20 protein-coding genes and 1 tRNA gene are annotated in these 24,502 nt (G+C 64.8%); 4 read left to right on the top strand and 17 right to left on the bottom strand.

Annotated features, from left to right (window positions below; translation table 11 throughout):
* Positions 1–14 precede the first annotated feature (14 nt).
* A complete protein-coding gene (locus NP825_RS08075) occupies positions 15–1,490 on the bottom strand; it encodes a M20 family peptidase (protein ID WP_257550206.1) in 1,476 nt (491 codons plus the stop codon).
* 146 nt (positions 1,491–1,636) lie between these two features.
* Here NP825_RS08075 and NP825_RS08080 point away from each other — a divergent pair, with 146 nt between their 5' ends.
* The gene (locus tag NP825_RS08080; protein ID WP_257550208.1) at positions 1,637–2,254 is read left to right on the top strand and encodes a sulfotransferase family protein; all 618 of its coding nucleotides are present in this window, start codon (positions 1,637–1,639) and stop codon (positions 2,252–2,254) included.
* A 19-nt stretch (positions 2,255–2,273) separates the two neighbouring features.
* Here the strand turns inward: NP825_RS08080 and NP825_RS08085 are convergent, their stop codons facing one another.
* From NP825_RS08085 to NP825_RS08100, 4 genes are all read right to left on the bottom strand, one after another.
* A complete protein-coding gene (locus tag NP825_RS08085) occupies positions 2,274–3,095 on the bottom strand; it encodes a TauD/TfdA family dioxygenase (RefSeq protein WP_257550210.1) in 822 nt (273 codons plus the stop codon).
* Positions 3,095–3,937 (bottom strand): phytanoyl-CoA dioxygenase family protein, encoded by an 843-nt coding sequence (locus tag NP825_RS08090; RefSeq protein ID WP_257550212.1) that lies wholly within the window; start codon positions 3,935–3,937, stop codon positions 3,095–3,097. Before NP825_RS08090 ends, NP825_RS08085 begins: the two co-directional genes overlap by 1 nt.
* Positions 3,924–6,413 carry a lanthionine synthetase LanC family protein gene (locus NP825_RS08095; protein ID WP_257550215.1) on the bottom strand — a complete coding sequence of 830 codons (2,490 nt, stop codon included), beginning with the start codon at positions 6,411–6,413 and terminating at the stop codon, positions 3,924–3,926. The genes NP825_RS08090 and NP825_RS08095 overlap by 14 nt, the downstream gene beginning before the upstream one ends.
* A 183-nt stretch (positions 6,414–6,596) precedes the next feature.
* On the bottom strand, positions 6,597–6,773 hold the full coding sequence (locus tag NP825_RS08100; RefSeq protein ID WP_257550217.1) for a hypothetical protein: 177 nt from the start codon (positions 6,771–6,773) through the stop codon (positions 6,597–6,599).
* 148 nt (positions 6,774–6,921) lie between these two features.
* Between NP825_RS08100 and NP825_RS08105 the strand changes: the two genes are divergently transcribed.
* Positions 6,922–8,091, top strand: a complete 1,170-nt coding sequence (locus NP825_RS08105; protein WP_257550220.1) for a cytochrome P450 — start codon at positions 6,922–6,924, stop codon at positions 8,089–8,091.
* 41 nt (positions 8,092–8,132) lie between these two features.
* Here the strand turns inward: NP825_RS08105 and NP825_RS08110 are convergent.
* The 3 genes from NP825_RS08110 to NP825_RS08120 all read right to left on the bottom strand — a co-directional run bounded on the left by NP825_RS08110 (position 8,133) and on the right by NP825_RS08120 (position 10,963).
* Positions 8,133–8,208: transfer RNA gene (locus tag NP825_RS08110), tRNA-Ile, on the bottom strand.
* Between the two features lie 68 nt (positions 8,209–8,276).
* On the bottom strand, positions 8,277–9,302 hold the full coding sequence (locus NP825_RS08115; RefSeq protein ID WP_257550222.1) for a polysaccharide deacetylase family protein: 1,026 nt from the start codon (positions 9,300–9,302) through the stop codon (positions 8,277–8,279).
* Positions 9,303–9,337: 35 nt separating this feature from the next.
* Positions 9,338–10,963 (bottom strand): histidine kinase dimerization/phospho-acceptor domain-containing protein, encoded by a 1,626-nt coding sequence (locus tag NP825_RS08120; protein WP_257550225.1) that lies wholly within the window; start codon positions 10,961–10,963, stop codon positions 9,338–9,340.
* A gap of 168 nt (positions 10,964–11,131) precedes the next feature.
* On the opposite strand from NP825_RS08120, the gene NP825_RS08125 reads away from it, so the two are divergent.
* Positions 11,132–11,605, top strand: coding sequence for an Lrp/AsnC family transcriptional regulator (locus tag NP825_RS08125; RefSeq protein WP_257550227.1), 474 nt, complete (start codon positions 11,132–11,134; stop codon positions 11,603–11,605).
* Positions 11,606–11,673: 68 nt separating this feature from the next.
* On the opposite strand, the gene NP825_RS08130 is transcribed toward NP825_RS08125, so the two are convergent.
* The gene (locus tag NP825_RS08130) at positions 11,674–12,960 is read right to left on the bottom strand and encodes a tetratricopeptide repeat protein (RefSeq protein WP_257550230.1); all 1,287 of its coding nucleotides are present in this window, start codon (positions 12,958–12,960) and stop codon (positions 11,674–11,676) included.
* A gap of 176 nt (positions 12,961–13,136) precedes the next feature.
* Positions 13,137–13,433 carry an Hpt domain-containing protein gene (locus tag NP825_RS08135; RefSeq protein WP_257550232.1) on the bottom strand — a complete coding sequence of 99 codons (297 nt, stop codon included), beginning with the start codon at positions 13,431–13,433 and terminating at the stop codon, positions 13,137–13,139.
* Positions 13,434–13,501: 68 nt separating this feature from the next.
* Between NP825_RS08135 and NP825_RS08140 the strand changes: the two genes are divergently transcribed.
* Positions 13,502–15,877 carry a hypothetical protein gene (locus tag NP825_RS08140; RefSeq protein WP_257550234.1) on the top strand — a complete coding sequence of 792 codons (2,376 nt, stop codon included), beginning with the start codon at positions 13,502–13,504 and terminating at the stop codon, positions 15,875–15,877.
* 200 nt (positions 15,878–16,077) lie between these two features.
* Here the strand turns inward: NP825_RS08140 and NP825_RS08145 are convergent, their stop codons facing one another.
* The 7 genes from NP825_RS08145 to nuoL are packed head-to-tail and all read right to left on the bottom strand — an operon-like array spanning position 16,078 to position 24,499.
* Complete coding sequence (locus NP825_RS08145; RefSeq protein WP_257550238.1) at positions 16,078–16,338, bottom strand: DUF1467 family protein; 261 nt, start codon at positions 16,336–16,338, stop codon at positions 16,078–16,080.
* Positions 16,339–16,341: 3 nt separating this feature from the next.
* Positions 16,342–17,976 carry a ribonuclease J gene (locus NP825_RS08150; RefSeq protein WP_257550240.1) on the bottom strand — a complete coding sequence of 545 codons (1,635 nt, stop codon included), beginning with the start codon at positions 17,974–17,976 and terminating at the stop codon, positions 16,342–16,344.
* Positions 17,973–18,758: a type III pantothenate kinase gene (locus NP825_RS08155; protein ID WP_257550242.1), complete on the bottom strand. Its 786-nt coding sequence runs from the start codon at positions 18,756–18,758 to the stop codon at positions 17,973–17,975. The genes NP825_RS08150 and NP825_RS08155 overlap by 4 nt, the downstream gene beginning before the upstream one ends.
* A 2-nt stretch (positions 18,759–18,760) precedes the next feature.
* Positions 18,761–19,561, bottom strand: coding sequence for a biotin--[acetyl-CoA-carboxylase] ligase (locus NP825_RS08160; protein ID WP_257550244.1), 801 nt, complete (start codon positions 19,559–19,561; stop codon positions 18,761–18,763).
* Positions 19,483–20,916 carry an NADH-quinone oxidoreductase subunit NuoN gene (nuoN, locus tag NP825_RS08165; RefSeq protein ID WP_257550246.1) on the bottom strand — a complete coding sequence of 478 codons (1,434 nt, stop codon included), beginning with the start codon at positions 20,914–20,916 and terminating at the stop codon, positions 19,483–19,485. The genes NP825_RS08160 and nuoN overlap by 79 nt, the downstream gene beginning before the upstream one ends.
* A complete protein-coding gene (locus NP825_RS08170; RefSeq protein WP_257550248.1) occupies positions 20,913–22,469 on the bottom strand; it encodes an NADH-quinone oxidoreductase subunit M in 1,557 nt (518 codons plus the stop codon). Before NP825_RS08170 ends, nuoN begins: the two co-directional genes overlap by 4 nt.
* Positions 22,466–24,499, bottom strand: coding sequence for an NADH-quinone oxidoreductase subunit L (nuoL, locus tag NP825_RS08175; RefSeq protein WP_257550251.1), 2,034 nt, complete (start codon positions 24,497–24,499; stop codon positions 22,466–22,468). The genes NP825_RS08170 and nuoL overlap by 4 nt, the downstream gene beginning before the upstream one ends.
* Positions 24,500–24,502: the final 3 nt, after the last annotated feature.

The following is a 24,502-nucleotide window of genomic DNA, read 5'->3' on the forward strand; positions in this document are numbered from 1 at the left end:
CTGAGGCCCCAAGTCTATCCCGCAGACGTCGCGATCAGCCGCGCATAGAAATCGATCATCTTCTTGAAGCTGTCGATCGCCATATGCTCGTTGGTGCCGTGGATCATGGCGGATTCCTTGAGCGAGACGCGCAGCGGCATGAAGCGATAGACGTCCTCCGACACCGGCTCCATGCTGCGGCTGTCGGTGCCCGCCACGACCAGCATCGGCGTCAGCACCGCGTCGGGCGCTTCCGCGCGCGCGGCGGCGGCGATCCATTTCCAGCCCTGCGAACTTGTTGACGACACGCGCGAGGGCTCGCGCGGCGGCTTGACCCAGGCGAGATCGACCTTCGCGTCACCAACCGCCGCCTTCGCGCGCGCCATGACGTCGGCCGAACTGTTCCAGGGCGCGATGCGATAGTTGATCAGCGCGTTCGCCGATTGCGGCAGGACATTCTCCTTGGGGCTGCCCTCCAGCATCGTCGGCGCGATGGTGGTGTGGAAGGCGGCGGCGGTCGAGGGCGTGTCGGCGATCCCGCCCTTGAGCAGCCGCCCGAACAGCCATTGGTTGGCGACCGCCATCTTGGTCGTCCCGCCCTTCTTCGCCGCGAGCGCTTCGATCATCTGTTCGCCGGGGCCGCGAATTTCCAGCGGGAACGGCTTGTCGGCGATGGCGAGCACCGCCTTGGCGAGCGTCGTCACCCCCGTCTCGGCCGGCGGCATCGAGCTGTGACCGCCGGGCGCGTTCGCGGTAACCTTCAGGGTCGCATAGCCCTTTTCGGAAATGCCGATCATGATCGCGGGGCCGTCGATCACGGGCGTATCGGCGAGAATGAGGCCGCCCTCGTCGAGCGTGTAGATCGCCTTCACGCCCTCGGCCTTGAGCTTCGCCGCCGCCGCGACCGCGCCCGACCCGCCGGCTTCCTCGTCATGGCCCGAAATCAGATAGATGCCGCGCTTGGGCTTGAAGCCCGATTTCGCGAGCGCGTCGACCGCCTCGAATAAACCGATCAGCGAGCCCTTGTCGTCGACGGTGCCGCGGCCCCACACCGCATTGTCGGCGATCGTCCCCGCAAAGGGCGGATATTTCCAGTCCTTCTCGGTCCCCGGCGTGACCGGTACGACGTCCTGATGCGCCATCAGGATGATCGGCGCGAGCGAGGCGTCGCTGCCCGGCCAATAATAGACGAGCGTCTTGTTCGGCAGGATCGTGCGCGTCATCGCGCCGTGCGCGGCGGGATAGGTCGAGGCGAGCCAGGCGTGCAGCCGGTCCCATTCGGCGAGCTGATTGTCGGCCGGGTCCTGGTTCGACACGGTGGGAATCTGCGCGGCCTCGCTGAGGTGGCGAACGGCGGCGTCGAGGTCATAGGATGGAGCGGCGGCGATCCGGACATCGCTTCCGTCGGCGACGTTCGCGGGGGCAAAGCTTGCGGTGCGCACTGCAACCGTCGCCGCGGCAACGGCGACGAGCGCGACTCCGCCCAAAATGATGATCCCACGTTTACGCATATGACTCTCCCCTTCTCGGATTTTCAGAAGACCGCGAATGGTTCCGGTTTGCAACCCAATTAGGGCCCATACTCAATTACAGCGGAAAAAAGCGCGATCGTCCGCTAAACGGACATTGGAAATTACCGAATCCGACTGGGGTGAAAATGATCTGCCATCGCTGGAAAACGCTCTTCATCCACATCCCGAAAACCGGGGGACAGAGCATCGAGCAGGTTTTTCTCGACAAGATGGGCCTCGATTGGGACTCCCGTGGTCCGTTGTTGCTGACGACTAACCATGATCCTGAGGCCGGCCCGCCCTTTCTCGCCCATCTCACGGCCGGGGAATATCTTTCGAAGGGCCATTTGGCGCCGATCGATTTCAACGATTATTTCCGATTCACCGTCGTGCGAAACCCGTGGGACCGCGCGGTGTCCGAATATAAATACAGATATGCGCGCGAGATGGATTTCCGGGACTTCATCCTCACGGCCTATCCCGCCCCCGAAGGCAGCAACGAGGAGCGGCACCTCATGCCGCAATGGTCCTTCGTGCACGACGAGAACGGACAAAGCCTGGTCGATCACATCATCCGGTTCGAGGAGTGCAGCCGGCAATTCGCCGAGATATCGACGCGGATTTTCGGCGAGCCTATCGCCCTGCCGCATGTCAACCAATCGCCCGACCGCCGCCACTACCGGGAATTTTACGACGCGGAAACGCGCGAGGTAATCGCCGGCCGATATCGCTCCGATATTGCTTGGCTTGGCTACGAATTCTGACGCGCCTCGTCCCGCCCCTTCAGGCAAGGACCACCGTGCCACGCATATCCCGCCGCAGCCCGCTGTCGGCGTAGGGGAGCACGCGATGCATCGTCCAGCGATTGTCCCACGCGATCAGGTCGCCCGCGGCCCAGCGGTGCCGGAACAGGAATTCGGGGCGCGTCGCGAAATCGGCCAGCTGCCGAAACAGCGCCTGGCTTTCGTCGCGGCCCCAATCGATGACTCGCTCCATATAGGGCGGGCTCAACCGTAACGATCTGCGCCCGTCGGCGAGCGTCTGGACCAACGCGTGCCGCGCCCGCGGAAGATGCGGCCGCTCGTCGGCCGACACCGGCGGCACATCTGCGGTAAGGATCATATGCTCGAAACTATACTCGACCGACAATGTCTCTATTCTGCTCTGCAAATCGCGCGGAAGCGCGTCAAAGGCCGCGACCAGGTCGGCGAATTCGGTGTCGCCACCGCCCGTTTCGATCGCTTCGGCGCGCAGCAGGACGGCCCGGATGTCGCGCTCGCGATAGACGCCGTCGGCGTGCCACAGCCAGTTGAGACGCAAGAGGCGCGCTTTGTCGCTGTCCGATCGCAGCAAGGTGCCGTCCTCATCGAAATTGGCTGACCGGAAAGTCTTCTTCGTGCCGAACGTCTGAATTTCCCCGAAAATCCCGGCCAGCGCGACATGCATGGCATCGTCGGCCAATAGCCCCGGAAAGATCAGAACGCCGAACCGGCTGAGCGCATCATCCAGTCGTTCGCGGGCGCTCTCCTCCAACAGGCTGGCCGGATCGTCGGCCTGCACCAGCGCGCCGAACCCTTGCGGCCGGGGAACGACCTCGAACGGCATCAGACGATCTTGGCGAAGGCGGGATGGCGAAAGGGCGTTCCTTCGGGCTTGCCGGCAAGGATGCGGATCGGGTCGTCGCAAGCCTCGTCCGCCGCCAGCCGATCGACCTCGGCAATCCCCTGATCGGGGCGCGGGCAGCAGGTCACATCGTCGCCGAACACCCGCAAGGATATCGTGCGCCGCCGCGCACCGGCAGCGGTCGGCGCTCCGCCATGCAGGATCGCCGGGTGGAACAGCAATATGTCGCCCGGCTCCACCGCCCACCGGACGATGGGAAAAGCGCCCCGGTCCGCCTCGATCTCGGGCAGCGGCGGCCAGATGCCATCCTCGAACATGGCGGCATGCTCGTCCTCCGCGTCGAAAGCGGTCGGATTATAGAGCGGCCCCCGATGCGACCCGCGAACGAATTCAAGTGAAGCGCCCTCCGCAACCGGATCGAGGCTGACCCATGCCGTCGCCATATGATGCCCCGCCATCGGCATATAGGCCAGATCCTGATGCCACGGCGTGCGCCGCCTTGTGCCGCCTTCCTTGCGCCAGACCTGTTCGTAGAGCAGCCACAGATCCTTTGTCCCGAGCACGTCGGCGATCAGCGACGCCAGGCCCGATTCCATAATGAAAGCGCGATAATGCGAAAGAGCTTCGGGGTTTGCATGATCCTGAAAGAACGAGCCTTCGACGCCCGCGAGCACCTCTCCGGCATAGGGGCCGGGATTGGCGATGCTCCAGTCGAACAGGCGTTCCGCTGCCTCATATTGCGCGCGCGACAGGGCTGCAGGAATGCGAACGACGCCATCGGTCTCAAAGGCCACGCGGGCGTGCTTCAGTTCATCTGCCGTCATCGGTGCCTCCGCGCCTTCCCCTACCCCATCGGTCCGCGGCATCCCGAAGCAGTCCGCCATCCAACAGGGTTCGCTTTTCGTCCTGCACCGCAAGCGCCAGCGCCGCAGCCGGGCCCATGAAGCCGACCCACAGGTCGGGCGTCACGATCGACGGGTCATCGGATATCCAGACGTCACGACCGCCCTTCCCGATCCGCATGAAATCCAGATTGGCGGCGAGGCGGCCGACCTTGTCCGCAGCGAGCGTCCGGTGCCGCTCCATGGCCGAAACCATTTGCCAAAGCTCCAATTGCCCCGCCAGACCATGGCAATAGGTTGGCGTGGCGATCGCCGGAAGCTCGGCCAGCGACGCGACGGCCCAATCGATCTCCTCGGCCAGCCCGCAATCCGCGCCGGGGCCCGCAAGCACGGACCACAGGAAACCGGCCGTTCCATGGCACCAATTGCCCGGCGCGTGGCGCTGGTCGCTGTCCAGACGCATCCGCATGCCCTGCTCATTTGCTGTACTCATCTCGCGCCGCGCAAGCCCCTTCAACGTGGCGACCGAGAGGGCGGCGGCGTCCGGGTCACCGGTGCGCCTCGCCCAATAGCCAAGCGCCGCAGCGATGCCGGCACTCCCATGCGCGCAACCGAGAAAGTCGGCGCCAGCGCTATCCCCGACGCGCCAGACCGACAAACCCTCGACCATGGTTCTGCAATCTTCCAGCTTCCGTATCGCAACCCTGCCGAGATCGAGCGGCCAGTCATCCTCGATCAGTTCGGACATAGCGGCGGCAGCGAACAAGGTACCGGCGCTTCCCGAGAAGAGGTCGATTTCGCGGTCGTCCGCGGCGGCGGCGGTGAGGCGGGTGCGGGCGGCCGCCAGATATTTATCCGTGCCGAGCGCTCGTCCCGCGACTGCAAGCGCCAAAGCGACGCCGGCATTGCCGGTAAAAAGGCCGGCTGCCTGACCGTCCGCGGGTCTCGAGGCAAGCCAGTCCGCCGTTCCGGCGATGTCGTCCCGGCAATCGAGATCGACCGTGCCGCAGGCCACCAACAGGCCGATCAAAATCCCCGCAGCTCCGATATTGATCGCCTCGCATTCGAAATGGCGCTGGAAATGCGCGTTGCGCCAGTAACGCATGCCGCCATCTTCGATCCGGAATTTCGCTGTCGCCTCGACCGCGGCCTTGATGGCGAGGTGAAGGCGCGGGCCATCGAGCGACGCGCTATTCAGCGCCTTTCTCCTTTCATCGGACGACGCGCCCTCGTCGTTCAGTGCGGTGAGGAGGTCGACACAGGCCTCGGCCGATGGCCGCTCCAGCGGGTCGGCGGCCGTCATCCGGCCCACTACATCGGCGGCTTCCCTTGCTCCTTCGCGGCGGAGAAGGTCAGCAAGGATACCGGGCTGCGCGGCGAGCAGTCCCGGCGGAAAGCCGGTCACGGCATGAAAGAGGCTGACGCCGAGGGCATAAATATCCTGGGCGGGATGCGCGGGCGCGCCATTTGTAGCCTCGGGTGGCATATAAGCGTGGGTGCCGCGCCCCGAAAGGCGCGAGTCGACGCGCTCGGCAAGCTCGAAATCGATCAAGGTGACGGCGCCATCGCGGGCGATTGCATTCTCCAGCTTTACATCGCCGTGAACCCAGCCGCGGCAGTGTACCTCGGCCAAGGCCTTCGCCATCGACGGCATTGCTTGCATCCGCACCGACTGTCGCAGGTCCGCAAGGAGGTCGCCCGCCACGTCCTCCATAGCCAGGCTCGGCATTTCGCCACCGTAGCAGGCGATCGCGCGCGGCGCGCAACCTTGCACCCCGGCGATTTCATTAAGCGCCTGAAATTCGCGTGCGATATGCTCTTCGGCGCCGCCATCGTCGGGGTAGCGCGTCGCGCCGGGCAGACGCTGGCGAACCACCAGCGTCGCCCCGCTGTCACGGTCGGCCGCGAACAGCAACCGCCCATGAGCAGTTTGCTTGATTTCGCCAAGAACGACCAAATTCAGGTCGCCGATCGCCATGGGTTTGCCCGCAACCTCATCCCAGACGGCGACCGCGAAGCCGGGAAGCGGCGGTTCGATCCCGGCCGGCGGCTTTCCCCCGATGATCCGTTCGTCCGCGACGAAATGGCCGCCGGGCAATCGCACGGCGGCATGGATGATCCCGCGGCTGTCGACGATCCGGTTCCGCGCATCGAACGCACCGAACCGAAAGGCCACGGCCGAGCCGGGCCGAACATGCAAACTCGTGCGGATCGCCGGCGCGGCGCTCGCTGGCCACAGTCGGTCGACGGCAAGTATCGCCTCGCGTGCGAATGCGTCATCGGCAGGATAAAGAGTCGCGATCTTCCCGACCTGTTCGGCCCCGCCCTCCCCGGCATTGATCGCGGCGATCGCATCGAGCGAGACCGGAAGCTTGAAGGGGACGCGCAGCTCCGCCAGCAGCGGTGCCAGCGTGCGGGCAAAGGTCGCCGCTTCGCCGACCGCAACGGCGACATGCACCTTCCATCCCTGCGCGACATCCGTGGCCGCCGAGGGTGCGTGAAACTGCCAGCAACAATTTCCGTCCCGCCATCGGCGCACGGACCAGTCATCACCGAGCTGTTCGCTTAAAAAGGAAAGCGCTTCTTCATAATCATGAAGAAGCGCCGTCCGCCCCGACATTATCGGAGACCTGGAGTGGGATCAGTGCCGCGTTGCCTGACACGTATGCCAAGGGCAGCGATGCCCGGCGTGAAGATCATTATCCGCGCTCACCGTCGCGGCAGCAGATACAGCTTTGAAATCGATATCGCCGCCAGCGAGCATCCGTTCTTTCACGATTTCGAACTCGCGGCGCATCACGTTCAAATTGGCCTGCATGGTACATTCCTCCAATTAGGGCGCGACCCGAAATCGAAAGATTTCGGTTGGATAATGTCAACTTAGGTTACAGGATGTCAAGCTCGATATCGTTTTACGCTTCGGCCGGAGAAGAAATTTGTCGGACATATTGGCGTCTTTGCCTTTCATGGACGCCGATTTCAAAAGCCGCAGCATCGATGCGGTCAGCCAGCTCGCAGCCGTCGCCAACGCCCCCTTGTTAAAATTTGCGCTTCCGTTTGGCGGCGAGGCTTGGCTGGTGACGGGTCATGCCCTTTCAAGCAGCCTTCTGGCCGATCATCGGCTTTCCAAAAAATCGCCGCTTCAGGGTCGATCCGCTCCCGAAACGCATCCTCTATACCGCCACCTGCTCGTAGCCGATCCGCCCGAGCATACGCGGCTTCGACGCCAACTCCGGCACGCCCTGGCATATTGGACGAGCGCCAGGATCGAGACTCTGACGCGCGAAATCATCGCTCGCCGTCTGGCGATCCTCGACCGCGACGAGACGCACTTCGATCTTGTGACCCGCGTCGCCATGCCCGTGGCTTTGGAGATCGCCTGCACGATCGTCGGCATTCCGCTCGTCGACATGGCAAAGATACACGCATGGAACGACAGGCTGACGCGGTCGGATTTGGACGGCGAGAACCAGGCGAACGAGATTGCGGACGAAATCGAAACCTATCTTGCGGGCCTCGCTGAGGAGGACACGGACCATGCCGGCGATGGCGCCTTGGCAACGCTTGGCAGAGCGGCATCGCGCGGCGATCTCGACAATCGCGAAGCGATGGCCCTTGCCTATCTCCTTCTCTCGGCCGGTTACGAGACAACGGGGCATCTGCTGTCGTCCGCAGTCTGGTTGCTCGCCGCCGGCCGCGAAACCTGGCGGTCCATTGCAGAAGATGACGATGCCGCCGTGCGCGCCATCGAGGAATGCCTGCGGCTCAACCCGTCGCTTGAACTCGCAACACCGCGATATGCGCGTGAGAACTTCGAGATAGCCGGCATCACCGTTCGCGAGGGCGATCTGATTTTCATCGCCCTTGGCGCGGCGAATCGCGATCCGTCCGTCTTTATGGCGGGCTCGCTTCTCGATTGCTCCCGTTCCGGGCTGGCCCGGCATCTGTCATTCGGCCGCGGGCCCCATATCTGCCCGGGCGCGGGCATTGCACGCGTTGCCTCGCGAACCATTCTGCAGGAATTGGCGCGTCGCTTTCCTGATCTGACGCTTTCCACCGATCATGAACTCGAATGGATTCCGGGCCTGGTGATGCGCGGTTTGCGCTCGCTACCCATTTTCGTCGGCGGCGAATAGCAAGCCCTGCCGTGCCGCATCGCAACCATGAGGGGAGGTTATGGTGGGCCCGGCAGGACTCGAACCCGCAACCTAGCCGTTATGAGCGGCCAGCTCTAACCATTGAGCTACAGGCCCCCCTTCACACCCGGCGGGGGATGTGCGGGCGATAGCGGAGCATGACGGCGATTGGCAAGCGGCTTGGGTCAGCCGGCCGGCGCTTTCCGCTCAGCCATCGCCAGGATCGCCGCGGCGTCGGTCGCCTCCACCCGGCGCAGCGCAAGATGGTCCAGCACATTGTCCCACCAGCGATAAAAAAGATCGAGATCGGCATCGCTTCGGACATAAGGGGTGTTTCCGGGCTGCAGCGACGGCGAATGGAAAGAGAAATTGAGCACCGGAAGCCCCCGGTCCAATGCGATATCGATCGCGCGGCACGCGCGCTCCGCGGGAATGCCCTCGGGTGTCAGCGCGATCCGTTCGACCAGTCCGAGCCGCGCCAACGCCGCCCGCATACGCGTGCCGTTACGCGTGAGGCGATGATAGAGGCTCTTTCCCTTCAGCCCCATAAAACCGCCGAACACCGTCGTCACCGGCACCTCGAGCACCGCGCCGTGCGTCGTCGGCACCCACCAGGGCTTGAGCGGAGCGGCGCGATAATCCGGACCGTGCCCGCTGCGGTAATCGAACCCCGCACGCACCGACGTGTCGCACCGGAAGCCGAGCTCGGCGAGCATCGTGGCGGTTTCGGATCCCAGGCCGTAACGCCCGGCCCGATAAACCGTGGGCGCCACCCCGAACCGATCGCGGATCGCGTCGCGCAGCGCTGCCATCTTGGCACGCTGCAAAGCGGGCGGCAGATTGCCGGTATAACTGTTGCGCTCGTTCACCGGCTCGTCGTGCGGGGGCGTCACCCAGGGATGAAGCTGCGCGCCGATCTCGCATTGCCCCCGTGCCTGGGCGTCGCCCAATATGGCGACAGCGCGGTCATCCGCGACGATCGGCCAGTCGACCAGATAGATGGGCTTCACCCCCGCCCGTTCGAAATAACTCTGGCATTCGGCGAGCGCAGGGACCGAATCGAGCCGGTATCCGGTGCGCGCGAACGGCGCCGACCAATCGAAATCCTCCTCGGTGTCGCAGGTCACCCAGAAACGCGGTCGCTCGCCGTCTTCGAGACCGACAAGTCCCGCAGCCGCCGGATATGCGTGGAAACTGCCCGCAGGCTGCACCTTTTTCCCTTCCGCCCCCAGCCCGCTCGCGCGGGCTATTCGCCCTGCTGGACGCCTAGCTCGGTGCTTGGGTTGGCCGAGGGCAGATGCAAGGTCAAGGCGTTATGCCCAATATCGAGTCGTCCTCCCGCCCCGCGTGCCAGGCTGTCGACCAGGCGCAACGAAAAGCCGAGGCTCAGAATCGCCGCGCCGGGGGCTTCGCCTTCGGGACTGAAACCGGGATCGAGCAGGTCGGCGGCGGTCGCGAAACGGATCGCGAGCGGGCGGACGATGCGCAGTTGCAGCGTATCGTCCTGCGCGGCTTCGGTCACGAGCTGCCCGACAAGCACCGAGCCGGGTTCCGAAATATCGACAAGCGCCGTCAACAGCCGGCCGATCATGCGCCGCGAATTGGCATCGCCGACCTGTGCGACGAACGGTCCGCCGACCCGCGAAATGCTGAGGCCGACCTGCTGATCGGCCAGGATCGCACCCAAATCCATCTCGACCTGCGTCATCACGGCGCCAAGGTCGGCCGTCTCGCCGGGCGGCAGCGCCACTTGCGGTCCGGTGGCGCGAGTCGCGGTGTCGAGATCTTCGATGATCGCCTGGATCGCGGCCGCGTCGGCGACGATCGCTTCCGCCATAGCGCGATAGGAGGCGCTGACTGGCCCGAACATCTGGCCCGAGATGATCTGGGCAAACCCCGAAATCGCGTTGAGCGGGCTGCGCAGCTCGTGAATCAACTGGCGGATCGAATCGCCCGACTCCTCGGCGGCCGGACGTCCATAAGGCATTTCGCTCGGCTGTGGACGGCGCGCGCTGCCGCGATAGCCGCGGAACTGCCCGGTTGCCGAATCGAACCAGGGCACGGCCGAAAAGCGCCACTCACCGGCGTCGGCCGCCGCACCTTCGAGAACCATGCGGGCATTGACGATTTCCGCGCGCTGGCGAAAGGCGCCCGCAGCCGCGCCATCGGCTCCCGGCTCCCCGCCGAGGGCGGATTCGGCGATCGACAGGCCGATCGCCGCGCCGCGCGTGATGCCGTCGACCCAGCGAATCAGCCCGTCCGGCCCCGCCTCGAACAGGAAGCCGGTGCTGGCCTTTCGCGCCGCGGGTTGCGCGCGCGCCGACTGGAAACGGTCGATGCGGCGGACAAGCTCGCTGATCTGGCTCGGCGCGCCGTCCGCTGCCGTCAGCGACTCATCGACCTGCGGTTCGGCGGCAACCGAAACCGCGGCCGGTTGCGGTAGCGCGACAGACCCCGCACCCAGGCTTTCGAGCGCACGCCGCACAGAATCGGACAGGTCGTCGCGCCCGGCGAGGATCGAACGCGCGGTCGCAGCCGTGGCGGGAAGCAGCGCGAGCCAGTCCGCTTCCGCCAGCCGCGCGCGCCGAAGCATCGCCGCCGACACGGCGGGCACGTCATTGGCATAGAAGGCGACGAGCGGCGCGAAGCGACCGTGGCGCGCGATCGCCGCGGCACAATCGCGGCGTATCTTTTCGGGCACCTGCGGCCGCAATATGGCGAGCGCATGAAGGGCGCGCCGGACATCGTCATCGGACAGTTGATTACCGCGCTGCGCCAGAATATCGGAGATTTGGCGCCACGCCGCGATGCGCGAACGCGGATCGCCCGGCGCCTGGCGCAAGATGGTCGCGATCATCGAGTCAGCAGTCACGCGAAGCCGGTCCCACACCTTGTTCGTTGGTTAGCGTATGCTTAGCGGCTAGCGTGAATCACCTGGTCATGAAAGTGCCTTAACCATCCACGTCACATTGTGGGACAATTGCAATCGGCTGAAATATTATTATGGTCATCGCAGTTTTGGAAAGCGGATGTTTCAATGATGGCCACCCAGAAATTCGATCAGATCGACTTGCAGATACTCGCCGAGCTGCAGAAAAACGGGCGGATGACCAATGTCGAGCTGGCGCAGATGGTCGGGCTGACGGCGCCGCCCTGCCTGCGCCGGGTGCGCGCGCTCGAGGAGTCGGGCGTCATCCGCTCCTATCACGCCGACCTCGATGCAGCGAAACTCGGCTATGGTATCACGGTCTTCGCGATGGTGAGCCTGCGCAGCCAAGCCGAGTCCGACCTCAAATCCTTTGAAGACTATGTCGGACAGCTCCCCGAAGTGCGCGAATGCTATATGCTGAACGGCGAGATCGACTTCCTGCTCAAGGTCGTCGCGCGCGATCTGCAGAGCTTCCAGTCCTTCCTGACCGCGCATCTGACATCGGCCCCCAACGTCACGAGCGTGAAGACCTCCCTCACGATCCGCACCGCCAAGCAGCTTTCAGGTATTCCCGTCGAAACCTGACAACAATTCGCCTCGACAAAAAAGGCGCCTCCCACCGGGAAGGCGCCCTTTCTTTGCAAACGGTGCGATCAGTTGGCGGGGGCTGGCGCCGCCGCGGGTGCGGCCGGTGCCGCCTTAGCCTGGACATGGACGGTCCACAGCTTGGCGAGGCGGGCCCGGTTACCCTGCACCTTCGCGAAGCTCGCGACCGCCGCATCCGACTGACCGGCCAGTGCCTGCGCGACGCCGAGGCGATATTGCGCGACCGGATCGGCCGATGCGATCGCTTCATAGATCGGAATCGCCTTCGCGACTTCGCCGATGCTGACAAGCGCGTCGGCGGTGCTGCGCGCGACCTTGGGATTGGAGGTCAATCCCGGCTTGCCGGCGTCGGCGATCAGGCCCGACCGGTCGGCGTTCGCACGTTCGGTCTGCGAGGCGAGAAGCGGGCCGAAGCGCGCATCGCTCTTCGGGAAGATGTTCTTGGCAGCCCCTTCGTTGATCACCGAGACGACCTCTCCCGGGAAGCCGGCGTCGGTGGCGAGCGCGGTATATTCCAGATATTCGCCGCGGTCGGTCATCGCGCCCGTGGCGCGCATCAGGCGCAGGATGTCGAGGTTGAGATCCTTGTCGCCCCCGACCTGCTGCAACAGGATATAAAGCGTGTTGCGCCAAATCTCCGGCTGCGGATAGTCGCGCACCCGCAACGTCAAAATGTCGAGCAGATCGTCGGTCCGCTTCGCGGCCTGAAGCGCCTTGGCCGGACGGACATAGAGATCTTCGGACGCGGGTCGACCGGCAGCATGCGCCGCTTCGATACCGGCCTTTGCGATGGCAATTCCCTGGTCGACCTGCCCGGCGTTCAGATAGCTGTCCATCAGCAGAACGGGCAGCGACTCTTCGGCCGATCCTGCGGCCTTGGCGGCTTCGAAACGCTGGATCGCCTTCGGATAATTCTTCTTCACATAAGCGAAGCGGCCCGAATAGAAATTATAGAGACCCGCATCGGACGCCGGGACAAAGCCCGAATCGAGCGCCATGTCGAGGCCCTGCTCCTGCAACGCCTCATCCTTGTTCAGAATGCCGAGTTGCAGCGTGTAGAAACCGAGGAAATATTTGTCGTCGTTGCTGCTCGCGACGCTTTGCCCCTCGGTCACAGCCGCCTGGAGCGCGGCCGCATCCTTCTTTTTGGCGGCGTCTTCCATTTTCTTGCCGACGGGGCCGAACGCCTTGCTCGGGCTGAGCGACGGTCCCTTCGCCGCCTCTTCCTTCTTCGGCTTTTCCTTCGCCGCCGCAGGGGCGACCATCGCCATCATCGAGCAGCCGAGAATAGCCGCCATCGCCGTTGCGGACATCGGGCGGAAACGGGTGAACATCAAAATCTCTCCTCAGAAACGGCCGACTTGCCTTGAGGCAAGCGGGGGCCAGCCGCAGTTCAGAACGCGGCTAGACCCGTAGCGTTGCCAAGGCAAGACGGCCGGGATCGATATTTCCATTGGCGGCGGGCGGCTGAACGAAGATTGAACCCGCGAACCGGGGCCGGCAGACGCGGTCAGGCGATGCTTTCGATTGCCATGTTGATGTCGCGCAAAACCGCGGGATTCCCGGGCACGCCGTCCATCGCCGCTTCGGCAAGCTGGATCAACGGGATGATGCCAAAGGTCGCGGCCAGGCTTTTCAACCGTTCGGCGGCGACATGCCAGTTCGCGTCGCAACGCGATCGGCGCATCAGGTCGGCAAGCTCGCGCGCGCCCGTGGCAAAGCTAAGGCGCAGTTCGCGCGCCGCAACCGGATCGTCGCCGACCGCCGCGCTGATATACCTGTCGAGGGGGCCGCTATCGAACGACATTCCACAGCCTTGGCATATCGTGGTTAAGTTTCCGTTCCATGGCCGGCATTTGATGCTAAGATGGCGGGATGACGGGGGAAAAGAAGATCGTCGGATTGTGGCGGGATGCCGCGGCAAAGCCGGAATCGAACGGTGCGGACGAAGCTGCCCCGGCAGATGTCGCGGCGCCCGAATCCGCGCCCCAGCCCGAAGCCGCCGAGCCGGTGGAGCGGGATTGGCTCGATATGTCGGCACTCGCCGAAACCGAAGATACTGACATGTCCGGCGAAGCCGAAGCCTCTTCGGCAATCCGCGACCGCATTGCCCCCGTTCTGCTGATTCTCCTGGCTCTGGGCTGGACGACCTTCGCACTCGCCGCCGCGACCGGCGGTTTCGCCCGCGCGCCCGCACTGGCCGACTCGCCCGCGCTTGTGGCGACGATCGCGATGCCGCTGACCCTGCTCGCGGTGCTGTGGATGGCGCTGCTACGCTCGGGCCGCTCCGAACAGGCGCGGTTCGCGCGCGCAGCCGGGGCGCTTCGCAAGGAAAATGACGCGCTCAACGAGTCAATGCGCGCGCTGGCCGCACATCTCGCCGACGCGCAGCGGCAACTCGCCGAGCAGGCGCGCAGCGTACAACAGCTCGGGCTCGATACGGTGACCCGGCTTGGCGAAAGCAGCGACAAGCTCGCGACCAATGCGTCGGTCATCGCCAATGCGCACGACCAACTCGCGCGGTCGGGCGATGTCGCGATGCAGCGGATGGACGGGCTGCTCGCCGGGCTGCCGCGAATCGACGATGTCGCGCAGCGGCTCGCGGTCAATTTCCGCGAGGCGGGACTGGTCGCGCACCAGCAGGGCGCCAACCTCGAAGCGAAGCTCGCCGCGCTGTCGGAAGAGGCCGCCAAGGCAGCGGAAACGGGCGGAGCCTCGGCTGCGAGTCTGCACGAAGCGATCGGCGCGTTGCAACAGCAGGCAAAGGATACCGAAGCCGGACTGATCGAGGCATCCGCCCACATGACCGAAGCGCATGACATCGCCTTCGCCCGCATGACGCAGGCGGCAGCGAGTGCACGCGACGATCTCAAGGCGACGGTCGCGGCGGTGACCGCGCAGATGGACGGGAGTTGGCATCAGTTCCGTGAGGGCGTCGACAGCGCCGCGGCCCAGCTCGACGCACGCCTCGCCGCCGCACGCGATGCCGGCGACGTGATCGGCGCGCAATTGACGGCGCATGGCGAAGCGAGTGAAGCGCTTGCCGCGCGAATCAAGACGCATGTCGCCGACGTCGGTCAGCAGCTCGAGCTTCTCGACGTCAGCGTTTCGGCGAGCACGGGCGTGATCGGCCGGGCGATCGACGACACCAAGGGCCAGCTCGCTGCCTTCATGGCGGAGGTGCAGACCGGCAACGGTTCGACGCACCAGCTCATCACCCAGGCCGAATCGCTGCTCCTCGCGCTCGACGCGGTCACGCGCGAGCTCGACGAGACGCTGCCGCACGCGCTCGACCGCATGGCTTCGCACGGCAAGACGACGCAGACTGCGCTGGCTGAGATCAAGCCCATGCTCGAAGCCTCCGAACTGGTCGCGCAGTCGGCGCTGTCACACGTCAGCGCAGTCAAATCGACGCTGCAGGCGAACGAAGAGAAGATGGCGACGCATGCCGAAAGCCAGCAGGCGCTCGCCGACCGCGTCAATGCATCGCTCGCCGAGGCCGACGCCGCGCTCGCGCGGCTGCGCAGCGGCGCCGACGATTTCGCCGAACAGGGCGGCGCGCGGATGATCGCGACGCTGGGCGAGGTGCGCACGACCGCCGATGCGGCGGCCGAGGAAGCGCGCCGGACGCTGGAAAATCTCGTCGCCGGCGCGCGCGAGGCGATGCAGTCGACCGCGACCGAAGCGATCGACGCCGCCTTCAAGTCGGAGATCATGGCGCAGCTCACTGCGATCGAGGACGCCTCGCAGCGCGCGGTCGAAGCTGCGAACGGCGCCGCCGACCGGCTGATGCGCCAGCTCATCACGATCATGGACACCAGCGCCAGCGTCGAACAGCGCGCGATCGAGGCCGAACAGGCGATCGCCGCATCCGACCGCGATTCGCTCGCGAAGCAGGTCGGAGTGCTGACCGAAGCGCTGAAATCGACCGCGATCGACATGACCAAGATCCTGTCGAGCGAAGTCAGCGACACCGCGTGGGACGCCTATCTGAAGGGCGACCGCGGCGTTTTCTCGCGCCGCGCGGTCAAGCTGGTCGAGAATAGTGAGGCGAAGGAAATCCTGCGCCTCTATCAGAATGACGATGGCTTCCATGCGTCGGTGAACCAGTTCATCCACGATTTCGAGGCAATGCTGCGCCTGCTGATCGGCGCACGCGACGGTTCGGCGATCAGCGTCACCCTGCTGTCGTCGGACATCGGCAAGCTCTATGTCGCGCTCGCGCAGGCGATAGACCGGCTGCGGAACTGATCTGATTTTAGCGATGGCGGCTTTCGACCGGTTGCGGCCGCCCGGCATCTCCTAACTTTGTCATCCCCGCGAAAGCGGGGACCCAGAGCGTGCGTCGGCTAACCCCACACTGGGTTCCCGCTTTCGCGGGAATGACGAAGGTTGGAAGGGGACTGATCCCCACCCCAAGTTGCTCGTTCTTCTGAAGAAGGCCGCCCGGATCAGGCCCGCCCGCTCAGCACGTCGGGATCGGCCCAGCCCTGCACATAGCCGATATAGAAGATGACGAAGCCGATCGTCGCGATGATCGTCATTTGCAACAGGATGCGCCCCGGGCGGAAGCGCGCGGGGGCGCCCGGTTCCTGCCCTTTGACCAGCGGCACCGCATCGTCTTCCGCGCGGCGGCCGTGGAAGGGCAGCACGAAGAAGGCGCTGAACGCCCAGAAGAGCGTGTAGATCGCGAGGGCCGAGGTCCATTTCATCGCTCAGATATCCACGATCAGCACGTCGGTGATCGGCTTCTTGCCGGTCCAGTCGGTAGCGACGCGGCGAACGCCGAGGCGGATTGCTTCCTTCAGCGCATCGCGGTCGCGCGCCTTCCCGTTCGTCGCCTGCTCGGCCGCCTCGTTCAGTTCCTCGATGAACGTCTCACGGTCGTCCTCGACCGGCACCCCGCGATAATGGATCGCGCTCTCGACGAACTTGCCGTCCGAGAGCGCCACCGCGACTGAAATCTGGCCGTTCAGCGCTAGCTTGCGCCGCTCGTTGATCGTCTCGCCATCGGCGGGGAGAATGACGTCGCCGTCGAGGAGCAATCGCCCCGACCGTACCCGCTCGACGATCCGCGCCGGGCCGGGCGCGAGGCGGACGAGATCGCCGTTTTCCTGCACCAGCGCGTCGGGCACGCCCCTTTCGAGCGCGAAGCGCGCCTGCTCGTGCATATGGCGGATTTCGCCATGCACCGGCACGATCAGCTTCGGCCGCAGCCAACCATAGAGCGCGGCGAGCTCGGGCTGGCCCGGATGGCCGCTGACGTGAATATGCGCCTGCTTTTCGGTGACGGTCAGCACGTCCTTCGCGGCGAGCTGGTTCATGATCCGCCCGATCGCGACCTCGTTCCCCGGAATCTGCTTCGAGGAAAAAACGACGGTGTCGCCGGCCTCGAGCTTGATCTGGTGGACGTCGCCCGCCATGCGCGCGAGCGCGGCGCGCGGTTCGCCCTGCCCGCCGGTCGCTATGACCATCAGCTTGTCGCGCGGCAGTCGCATCGCCTCGTCGAAATCGACCGTGGGCGGAAAATCCTTGAGATATCCCACCGACCGCGCAACGCCGAGGATGCGGTCGAGCGAGCGCCCGGCGACGCACAGGGTGCGCCCCGTTGCCTTCGCGACCGCGCCGAGCGTCGCGAGCCGCGCCGCGTTCGAGGCAAAGGTGGTCACGACCACCCTGCCCTTCGCTGCGCCGACCGCTTCGAGCAGCCCGTCACGGACGCTGCCCTCGCTACCCGACGCCTGCGCGTTGAAAGCGTTGGTCGAATCGCAGACGAGGAAATCGACGCCTTCGTCGCCGACCGCGGTCAGCGCCGCGGCGCTCGAAGGGGTGCCGAGGATCGGATCGTCGTCGAGCTTCCAGTCGCCGGTATGGAAGACGCGGCCATAGGGGGTATCGATCACCGCCGCGCTCATTTCGAGGATCGAGTGCGCGAGCGGCATCAGGCGGATGCCGAAGGGGCCAAGCTGGAATTGACCGTCGATATCGACCCGCCGGACCTCGACCTCCTTCTCCAGCCCCTCTTCAGCAAGCTTGTGCGCGATCAGCCCCGCGGTGAAATGATTGGCGTAGAGCGGCACGCCCAGCTCCGCCGCCAGATACGGAATCGCGCCGATATGATCCTCGTGCCCGTGAGTCAGCACGATACCGAGCAAGTCCTTCTTGCGGTCCTCGATGAATTCGAGATCGGGCATGACGATGTCGATGCCCGGATAGTCATAGCTGCCGAAGGTCACGCCGAGGTCGAGCATGATCCACTTGCCGTCGCAGCCGTAAAGATTGGCGTTCATGCCGATCTCGCCCGACCCGCCGAGCGCGAGAAAGAGCAGTTCCTTGCCGGGAGTCGTCATGCGCCCGTGTTCCTTTGATTATAGAGGTGCATCAGTCCATTCAGCGTCAGATCGGGCTCGATGCGGTCGAACAGGTGCGCCTGTTCCTGAAACAGCGTGGCGAGACCGCCCGTCGCGATCACGGTCAAGGGCTTGCCGATTTCGGCTTTCATGCGCGCGATCAGCCCCTCCATCATCGCGACATAACCCCAATAGACGCCGATCAGCATCTGGCTTTCGGTGGTGCGGCCGATGACGCTGGAGGTCGGCGGGGCTTCGATCGCGATGCGCGGCAGCTTCGCCGCCGCGGCGACGAGCGCTTCGAGCGACAGATTGACCCCCGGCGCGATGATCCCGCCGAGATAGGCGCCGTCGGGCCCGATATGATCGAGCGTCGTCGCGGTGCCGAAGCTGATGACGAGCTTGTCCCTGCCGGGCTCGACCGCCTGCGCCGAGATGGCGTTGACGGCGCGGTCGGCGCCGACCGACTGCGGCTCGTCGACCTTGAGTGCGATACCCCAGCTTACCGGCTCGCGCCCGGCAACCAGGGCATCGACACCGAAATACCGAACCGCGAGCAGTTGCAGATTGTGGAGCGCGCGCGGCACGACAGTCGAGACGATCACCGCATCGACGTCGGCGCGTTCATATCCCTCGATCCGCATGAGCTGATCGAGCCACACCGCATATTCGTCGCAGGTGCGCCGGTCGTCGGTCGCGATGCGCCAGCGCGCGAGGAGCTCGTCGCCCTTGAACAGCGCGAATTTGGCGTTGGTGTTGCCGACATCGACTGCGAGCAGCATTCTCAGTTCCCCTCCACGGGCCGGCGCAGTTCGATATCGCCCGCGTGAATCAGCATGACCTCGCCATCGGCGCGGCGCAAGCGCAGCGCGCCATCGGGAGCGAGACCGTCGAAGCTCCCGTCGATGCCCTGCTCCGACACGCGGAGCGGCGTCCCGACCGGATGGCCGAGCGGCAGCCAGGCGCGGACGATGCTCTCGACGCCCTCCTGCCGCCAGGCCCAGAGCGCATCGGTCAAGGCGACCGCCAGCGCCTCGGCAAAGCGGTCGCGGTCGATCGCGATGCCGCTGTCGGCGAAGCAGAAGGTCTTGCGGTCGGGTAGCCGGGGTGCCGACGCCAGATTGACCCCGATGCCGATGACCACGCTGTCGCCGCTGCGTTCGAGCAATATGCCCGAGCATTTGGCGCCATCGACGAGCAGGTCGTTCGGCCATTTGAGTTCGAGCAGGACCGACGGCGCGAAGATCTTCACGACCTTCGCCAGCGCGACCGCGACGACGAGCGCGAGCGTCGCCGGCGACGGATCGCTCGCGGTCAGCCGCACGACGGTCGAGCCCATGAAATTGCCGAGCCCGTCGCCCCACGGACGCCCGAGCCGCCCGCGCCCGGCCGTCTGCCGGTCCGCGACGAGCCAGTGCCCCTCGCCGACATGCTCGCCGCCTGCCAGCCGCGCCAGCAGGTCGGCGTTGGTCGAACCGGTCTGCTGGGTCCGCTCGATCAGCGGGATCAGAACAGCACCGCCGCGGCGCTGGCGGAAAGCGCCGCCAGCACGCCGATGAAGAGATAGCCGATGACCGACAGCCACAATGCGCTCGCGGTGATCACCGCATCCTCGACGACTGTGCCGGTGCCCTTCGGGAATTCGGTCTCCGACTTTTCGTCGAAGTACATCGTCTTGATGATCGCGATATAATAGAAGGCGCCGATCACCGAGGCGACGATGCCAGCGACCGCCAGCGGCACGAGGTTCGCGTTCACCGCGGCCTCGAACACCAGATACTTCGGCCAGAAACCGAAGAGCGGCGGAATGCCCGCAAGGCTGAACAGGAACACCGCCATCGCCGCGGCGAGGCCGGGACGGCGCTGCGAATAGCCCGCGAGCGCCGGGATGCTCTCGATCTGGTGGCCTTGATCGTCGCGGAGCTGCATCACGACCAGGAAGCTGCCGATCGTCGTCACGACATAAACGAGCAGATAGGTGAGGACGCCCTCGACCCCCTGCTGCGTTCCCGCAGCAAGGCCAATCAGCATATAGCCGACGTTGTTGATCGACGAGTAAGCAAGCAGGCGCTTGATATTCTTCTGCCCGATCGCGCCGACCGCACCGAGGATGATCGAAGCGAGCGCGAGGAAGATCATGATCTGCTGCCACGCGCCGACCGCCGGGCCCATCGCGCCAATCACGACGCGCGTCATCAGTGCCATCGCCGCCACCTTCGGCGCAGTGGCGAAGAAGGTCGTTACCGGCGTGGGCGCGCCTTCATAGACGTCCGGGGTCCACATGTGGAACGGCACCGCGCTGATCTTGAACGCGAGCCCGGCGATCACGAAGACGATCCCGAAGATGATGCCGATGTTCGATCCGCCACCGACCGCATTGGCGATGCCGGCAAAATCGGTCGTCCCGGTGAAGCCATAGAGCAGCGAGATGCCATAGAGCAGGATGCCCGAGGCGAGCGCGCCGAGAACAAAATATTTGAGGCCCGCTTCGCTCGACCGCTCGTCGTTTCGCATGAAGCTGGCCAGTACATAAGAGGCCAGGCTGTTGAGCTCGAGTCCGACATAGAGCGTCATCAGATCGCGCGACGAGGCCATGATTCCCATGCCGAGTGCAGCGAACAGAATCAGCGCCGGATATTCGGCGCGCATCCCGTCCTTGAAGAAGCGCGGCGCGATCAGCACGCAGACGAAGCTTGCGGCATAGAGGAGCAGCTTGGCGAAGCCGCCAAAGCCATCGACCGACAAGGTTCCCGAAAACACCGTCGTTTCGACACCGACCAGCGAAAGGACCGCAGCCGCAGCCGCAGCGAGCGTCAACATCGCCGCAAGTTGATAGGTGCCGACACTGCGATCGCCCAGGAAGGCGCCAAGCATCAGGGTGATCAGCCCGCCGATCGTCAGGATCAGCTCGGGCCAGACGAGAGCGAGATCGGCGGTCATTGGACGCCTCCCGCATGATGCGCTTCGCCCTTGGCGTCTCCATGCGCCGGAGCAGCGGCCTTCGGCTTGCCTGCCGTGACGTGCGCGTCGCCTGCGGGCTTTGCCGGGGCGAGCCGCGCGACCACCGTGGTCACGTCGTCTCGCATCGGCGCGAGGAAGCTTTCGGGATAGACGCCCATCCACAGCGCGACCGCGGCCAGCGGCGCGAAGATCGCCCATTCGCGGGGATTGATATCGGCCATGGCCTTCACATCGTCCTTGGTGAGGTCGCCGAACACGACGCGGCGATAGAGATAGAGCATGTAAGCAGCGCCGAGGATGATGCCCGTCGTGCAGACGAGCGCGACCCAGCTCGACGCTTCATAGATGCCGGCGAGGCTCAGGAATTCGCCGACGAAGCCGCTCGTTCCCGGCAGGCCGATCGATGCCATGGTGAACAGCATGAAGAAGAACGCATAAGCGGGCATGTTGACTGCAAGCCCGCCATAGCGGCTGATCTCGCGCGTATGCAGCCGGTCATAGATCACGCCGACGCAGAAGAAGAGCGCGGCCGACACGACGCCGTGGCTGAGCATGACGATCAGCGCACCCTCGATCCCCTGCTGGTTGAACGCGAAGAGGCCCGCAGTAACGATCGCCATATGCGCGACCGACGAATAAGCGATCAGCTTCTTCATGTCGCTCTGCACCAGCGCGACAAGGCTGGTGTAGACGACCGCAACCATCGACAGACCGAAAACCAGCCACATGAGCTGCGCCGAGGCATCGGGGAACATCGGCATCATGAAACGGATGAAGCCGTACGAACCCATCTTGAGCAGCACGCCCGCCAGGATCATCGAGCCTGCGGTCGGCGCTTGCACGTGCGCGTCGGGAAGCCAGGTGTGGACCGGCCACATCGGCATCTTGACCGCAAGGCTGGCGAAGAAGGCAAGCCACAGCCACGTCTGCATTTCCGGTGGGAAATTATAGACGAGCAGCGTCGGAATGTCGGTCGTCCCCGCCTCGCGGATCATCGCGATCATCGCGATCAGCATCAACACCGAGCCGAGCAGCGTGTAGAGGAAGAATTTGAACGCCGCATAGATGCGATTTTGCCCGCCCCAGATACCGATGATGAAATACATCGGGATCAGGCCGGCCTCGAAGAAGATGTAGAAGAGTAGCAGATCCTGCGCCATGAAGACGCCCAGCATGACGACTTCCATGACGAGGAACATCGCCATGTAGAGGCCGACGCGCTTCGTCACCGACTCCCAGCTCGCGAGGATGCAGAGCGGCATCAGGAAGACGCTGAGCAGGATCAGCATCAGCGCCATGCCGTCGATGCCGAGCGCATAGTTGAAGCGGCCGAAGAGCGGCGCGGATTCGACGAACTGCCACTGGGCGCCGCCGATGTCGAAATTCGCCCACATGACGATGCCGAGCGCAAAGTCGATCAGCGTCGCCACGAGCGCGATCATCCGCGCGCTGCGGTCGTTCGCGAAGACGCAGAGGATGGCGGCGATCGCGGGGACCGCCAGCATCAGCGACAGGATGGGAAAGCCGCTCACAGGAACTTCACCATGGCCCAGCTGGCGAGGCCGACGAGACCGAGCAGCATCACGAACGCATATCCATAAACATAACCCGATTGCAGCCGGACCGCGAGTCGGGTCCCCCCTTGCACGAGCGCCGCGACGCCATCGGGACCGAAGCGGTCGATGGTGCCTTCATCCCCGCGCTTCCAGAAGAAGCGGCCGATCGCGAAGGCGGGCTTCACGAACAGGACGTTGTAGAGCTCGTCGAAATACCATTTATTGTACAGGAACTGGTGCAGCAGCCTGAACTGCGCCACGAACTTCGCCGGCAGGCTGGTGTCGCGGATGTAATTGTTCCACGCAATCACCAGACCGATCGCCATCGCGGTGAACGGCATCCACTTGATCCAGGTCGGCACCAGGTGCGCCGCGTGCATCAGATGCTCGTCGAAGAAGAGGCTGCCCTTCCAGAAGGCGAGCCCGCCCTCGGGATCGATGAACTGGTAGTGGAAGACGAAGCCCGCGAACACCGCGCCGAGCGACAAGACGCCGAGCGGGATCAGCATCGAGAGCGGGCTTTCGTGCGGGTGATAGCCCGCGGTGCCATCGCCGTGCGTATCATGGTGATGCGCATGGGCATGATCGTCATGGCCGTGCCCGTGATCGCCGTGCACCGCGTGCTGGATATGCTCGCTCTGGTCCCAGCGCGGCTTGCCATGAAAGGTCAGGAAGACGAGGCGCCACGAATAGAAGCTGGTGAGCAGCGCCGCGAAGGTGCCGACCCAGAAAGCGACCTGACCGCCACCGCCCGCGGCATAGGCCGCCTCGAGGATGCCGTCCTTCGAATAGAAACCCGCAAAACCCGCGACGCCCGCGATGCCGACGCCGGTGATCGCCAGCGTCCCCGCCATCATCGCCCAGTAAGTGAGCGGGATATGCTTACGCAGCGCACCGTAATAGCGCATGTCCTGCTCGTGGTGCATCGCATGGATCACCGAGCCCGCGCCAAGGAACAGCAGCGCCTTGAAGAAAGCGTGCGTGAACAGGTGGAACATCGCCGCGCCATAGGCGCCGACGCCCGCCGCGAAGAACATGTAGCCGAGCTGCGAACAGGTCGAATAGGCGATGACGCGCTTGATGTCCCATTGGGTCGTGCCGACCGTCGCGGCGAAGAAACAGGTGGCGGCACCGACGAAGGTCACGACGCCCGCCGCGACCGGCGCGGCCTCGAACATCGGCGACAGGCGGCAGACCATGAACACGCCCGCGGTGACCATCGTCGCGGCGTGGATCAGCGCCGACACCGGGGTCGGGCCCTCCATCGCATCGGGAAGCCAGGTGTGCAGCCCGAGCTGTGCCGACTTGCCCATCGCGCCGATGAACAGCAGCAGGCAGAGCACGGTCATCGTGTCGAAGCGGTGGCCGAGGAAGCCGATCGTCGACCCCGCCATGCCCGGCGCGGCGGCCAGAATCTCGGGGATCGAGACGGTGCCGAACACCAGGAAGGTGCCGAAAATGCCGAGCATGAAGCCGAGGTCGCCGACGCGGTTGACGACGAACGCCTTGATCGCGGCGGCATTGGCGCTCGGCTTCTTGTACCAGAAACCGATGAGCAGATAGGATGCGAGGCCGACGCCCTCCCAGCCGAAGAACATCTGGACCAGATTGTTCGCGGTCACGAGCATCAGCATCGCGAAGGTGAAGAGCGAGAGATAGGCGAAGAAGCGCGGCTGATCCGGGTCCTCGCTCATATAGCCCCAGCTATAGAGGTGGACGAGCGCCGACACCGTCGTGATCACGACGAGCATCACCGCCGTCAGCGTGTCGACGCGCAGCTCCCAGTTGAACTGGAGCGCGCCCGACGACACCCAGTGGAGCACCGGCGTCACGCCCGCTTCGCCCGTTCCCGCGACGAACGACAGGAAGATCGGCCAGCTCAGCGCGCAGCTCAGAAACAGCGCGCCCGTGGTGATGATCTTCGACGGAACATTGCCGATGACGCGCTGACCGAGGCCAGCGACAATCGCCGCGAGCAGCGGCAGGAAAACGATCGCCTGAATCACCGG

Origin of the sequence: Sphingopyxis sp. DBS4, from assembly GCF_024628865.1 — a bacterium.
In the GTDB taxonomy this organism is placed as follows: domain Bacteria; phylum Pseudomonadota; class Alphaproteobacteria; order Sphingomonadales; family Sphingomonadaceae; genus Sphingopyxis.

Coding starts and splice junctions, on each gene's coding strand:
- NP825_RS08075 (WP_257550206.1), bottom strand. CDS start 1,490: ATGCGTAAACGTGGGATCATCATTTTGGGCGGAGTCGCGCTCGTCGCC.
- NP825_RS08080 (WP_257550208.1), top strand. CDS start 1,637: ATGATCTGCCATCGCTGGAAAACGCTCTTCATCCACATCCCGAAAACC.
- NP825_RS08085 (WP_257550210.1), bottom strand. CDS start 3,095: ATGCCGTTCGAGGTCGTTCCCCGGCCGCAAGGGTTCGGCGCGCTGGTG.
- NP825_RS08090 (WP_257550212.1), bottom strand. CDS start 3,937: ATGACGGCAGATGAACTGAAGCACGCCCGCGTGGCCTTTGAGACCGAT.
- NP825_RS08100 (WP_257550217.1), bottom strand. CDS start 6,773: ATGCAGGCCAATTTGAACGTGATGCGCCGCGAGTTCGAAATCGTGAAA.
- NP825_RS08105 (WP_257550220.1), top strand. CDS start 6,922: ATGGACGCCGATTTCAAAAGCCGCAGCATCGATGCGGTCAGCCAGCTC.
- NP825_RS08125 (WP_257550227.1), top strand. CDS start 11,132: ATGGCCACCCAGAAATTCGATCAGATCGACTTGCAGATACTCGCCGAG.
- NP825_RS08130 (WP_257550230.1), bottom strand. CDS start 12,960: ATGTTCACCCGTTTCCGCCCGATGTCCGCAACGGCGATGGCGGCTATT.
- NP825_RS08135 (WP_257550232.1), bottom strand. CDS start 13,433: ATGTCGTTCGATAGCGGCCCCCTCGACAGGTATATCAGCGCGGCGGTC.
- NP825_RS08140 (WP_257550234.1), top strand. CDS start 13,502: ATGACGGGGGAAAAGAAGATCGTCGGATTGTGGCGGGATGCCGCGGCA.
- NP825_RS08145 (WP_257550238.1), bottom strand. CDS start 16,338: ATGAAATGGACCTCGGCCCTCGCGATCTACACGCTCTTCTGGGCGTTC.
- NP825_RS08150 (WP_257550240.1), bottom strand. CDS start 17,976: ATGACGACTCCCGGCAAGGAACTGCTCTTTCTCGCGCTCGGCGGGTCG.
- NP825_RS08155 (WP_257550242.1), bottom strand. CDS start 18,758: ATGCTGCTCGCAGTCGATGTCGGCAACACCAACGCCAAATTCGCGCTG.
- nuoN (WP_257550246.1), bottom strand. CDS start 20,916: ATGACCGCCGATCTCGCTCTCGTCTGGCCCGAGCTGATCCTGACGATC.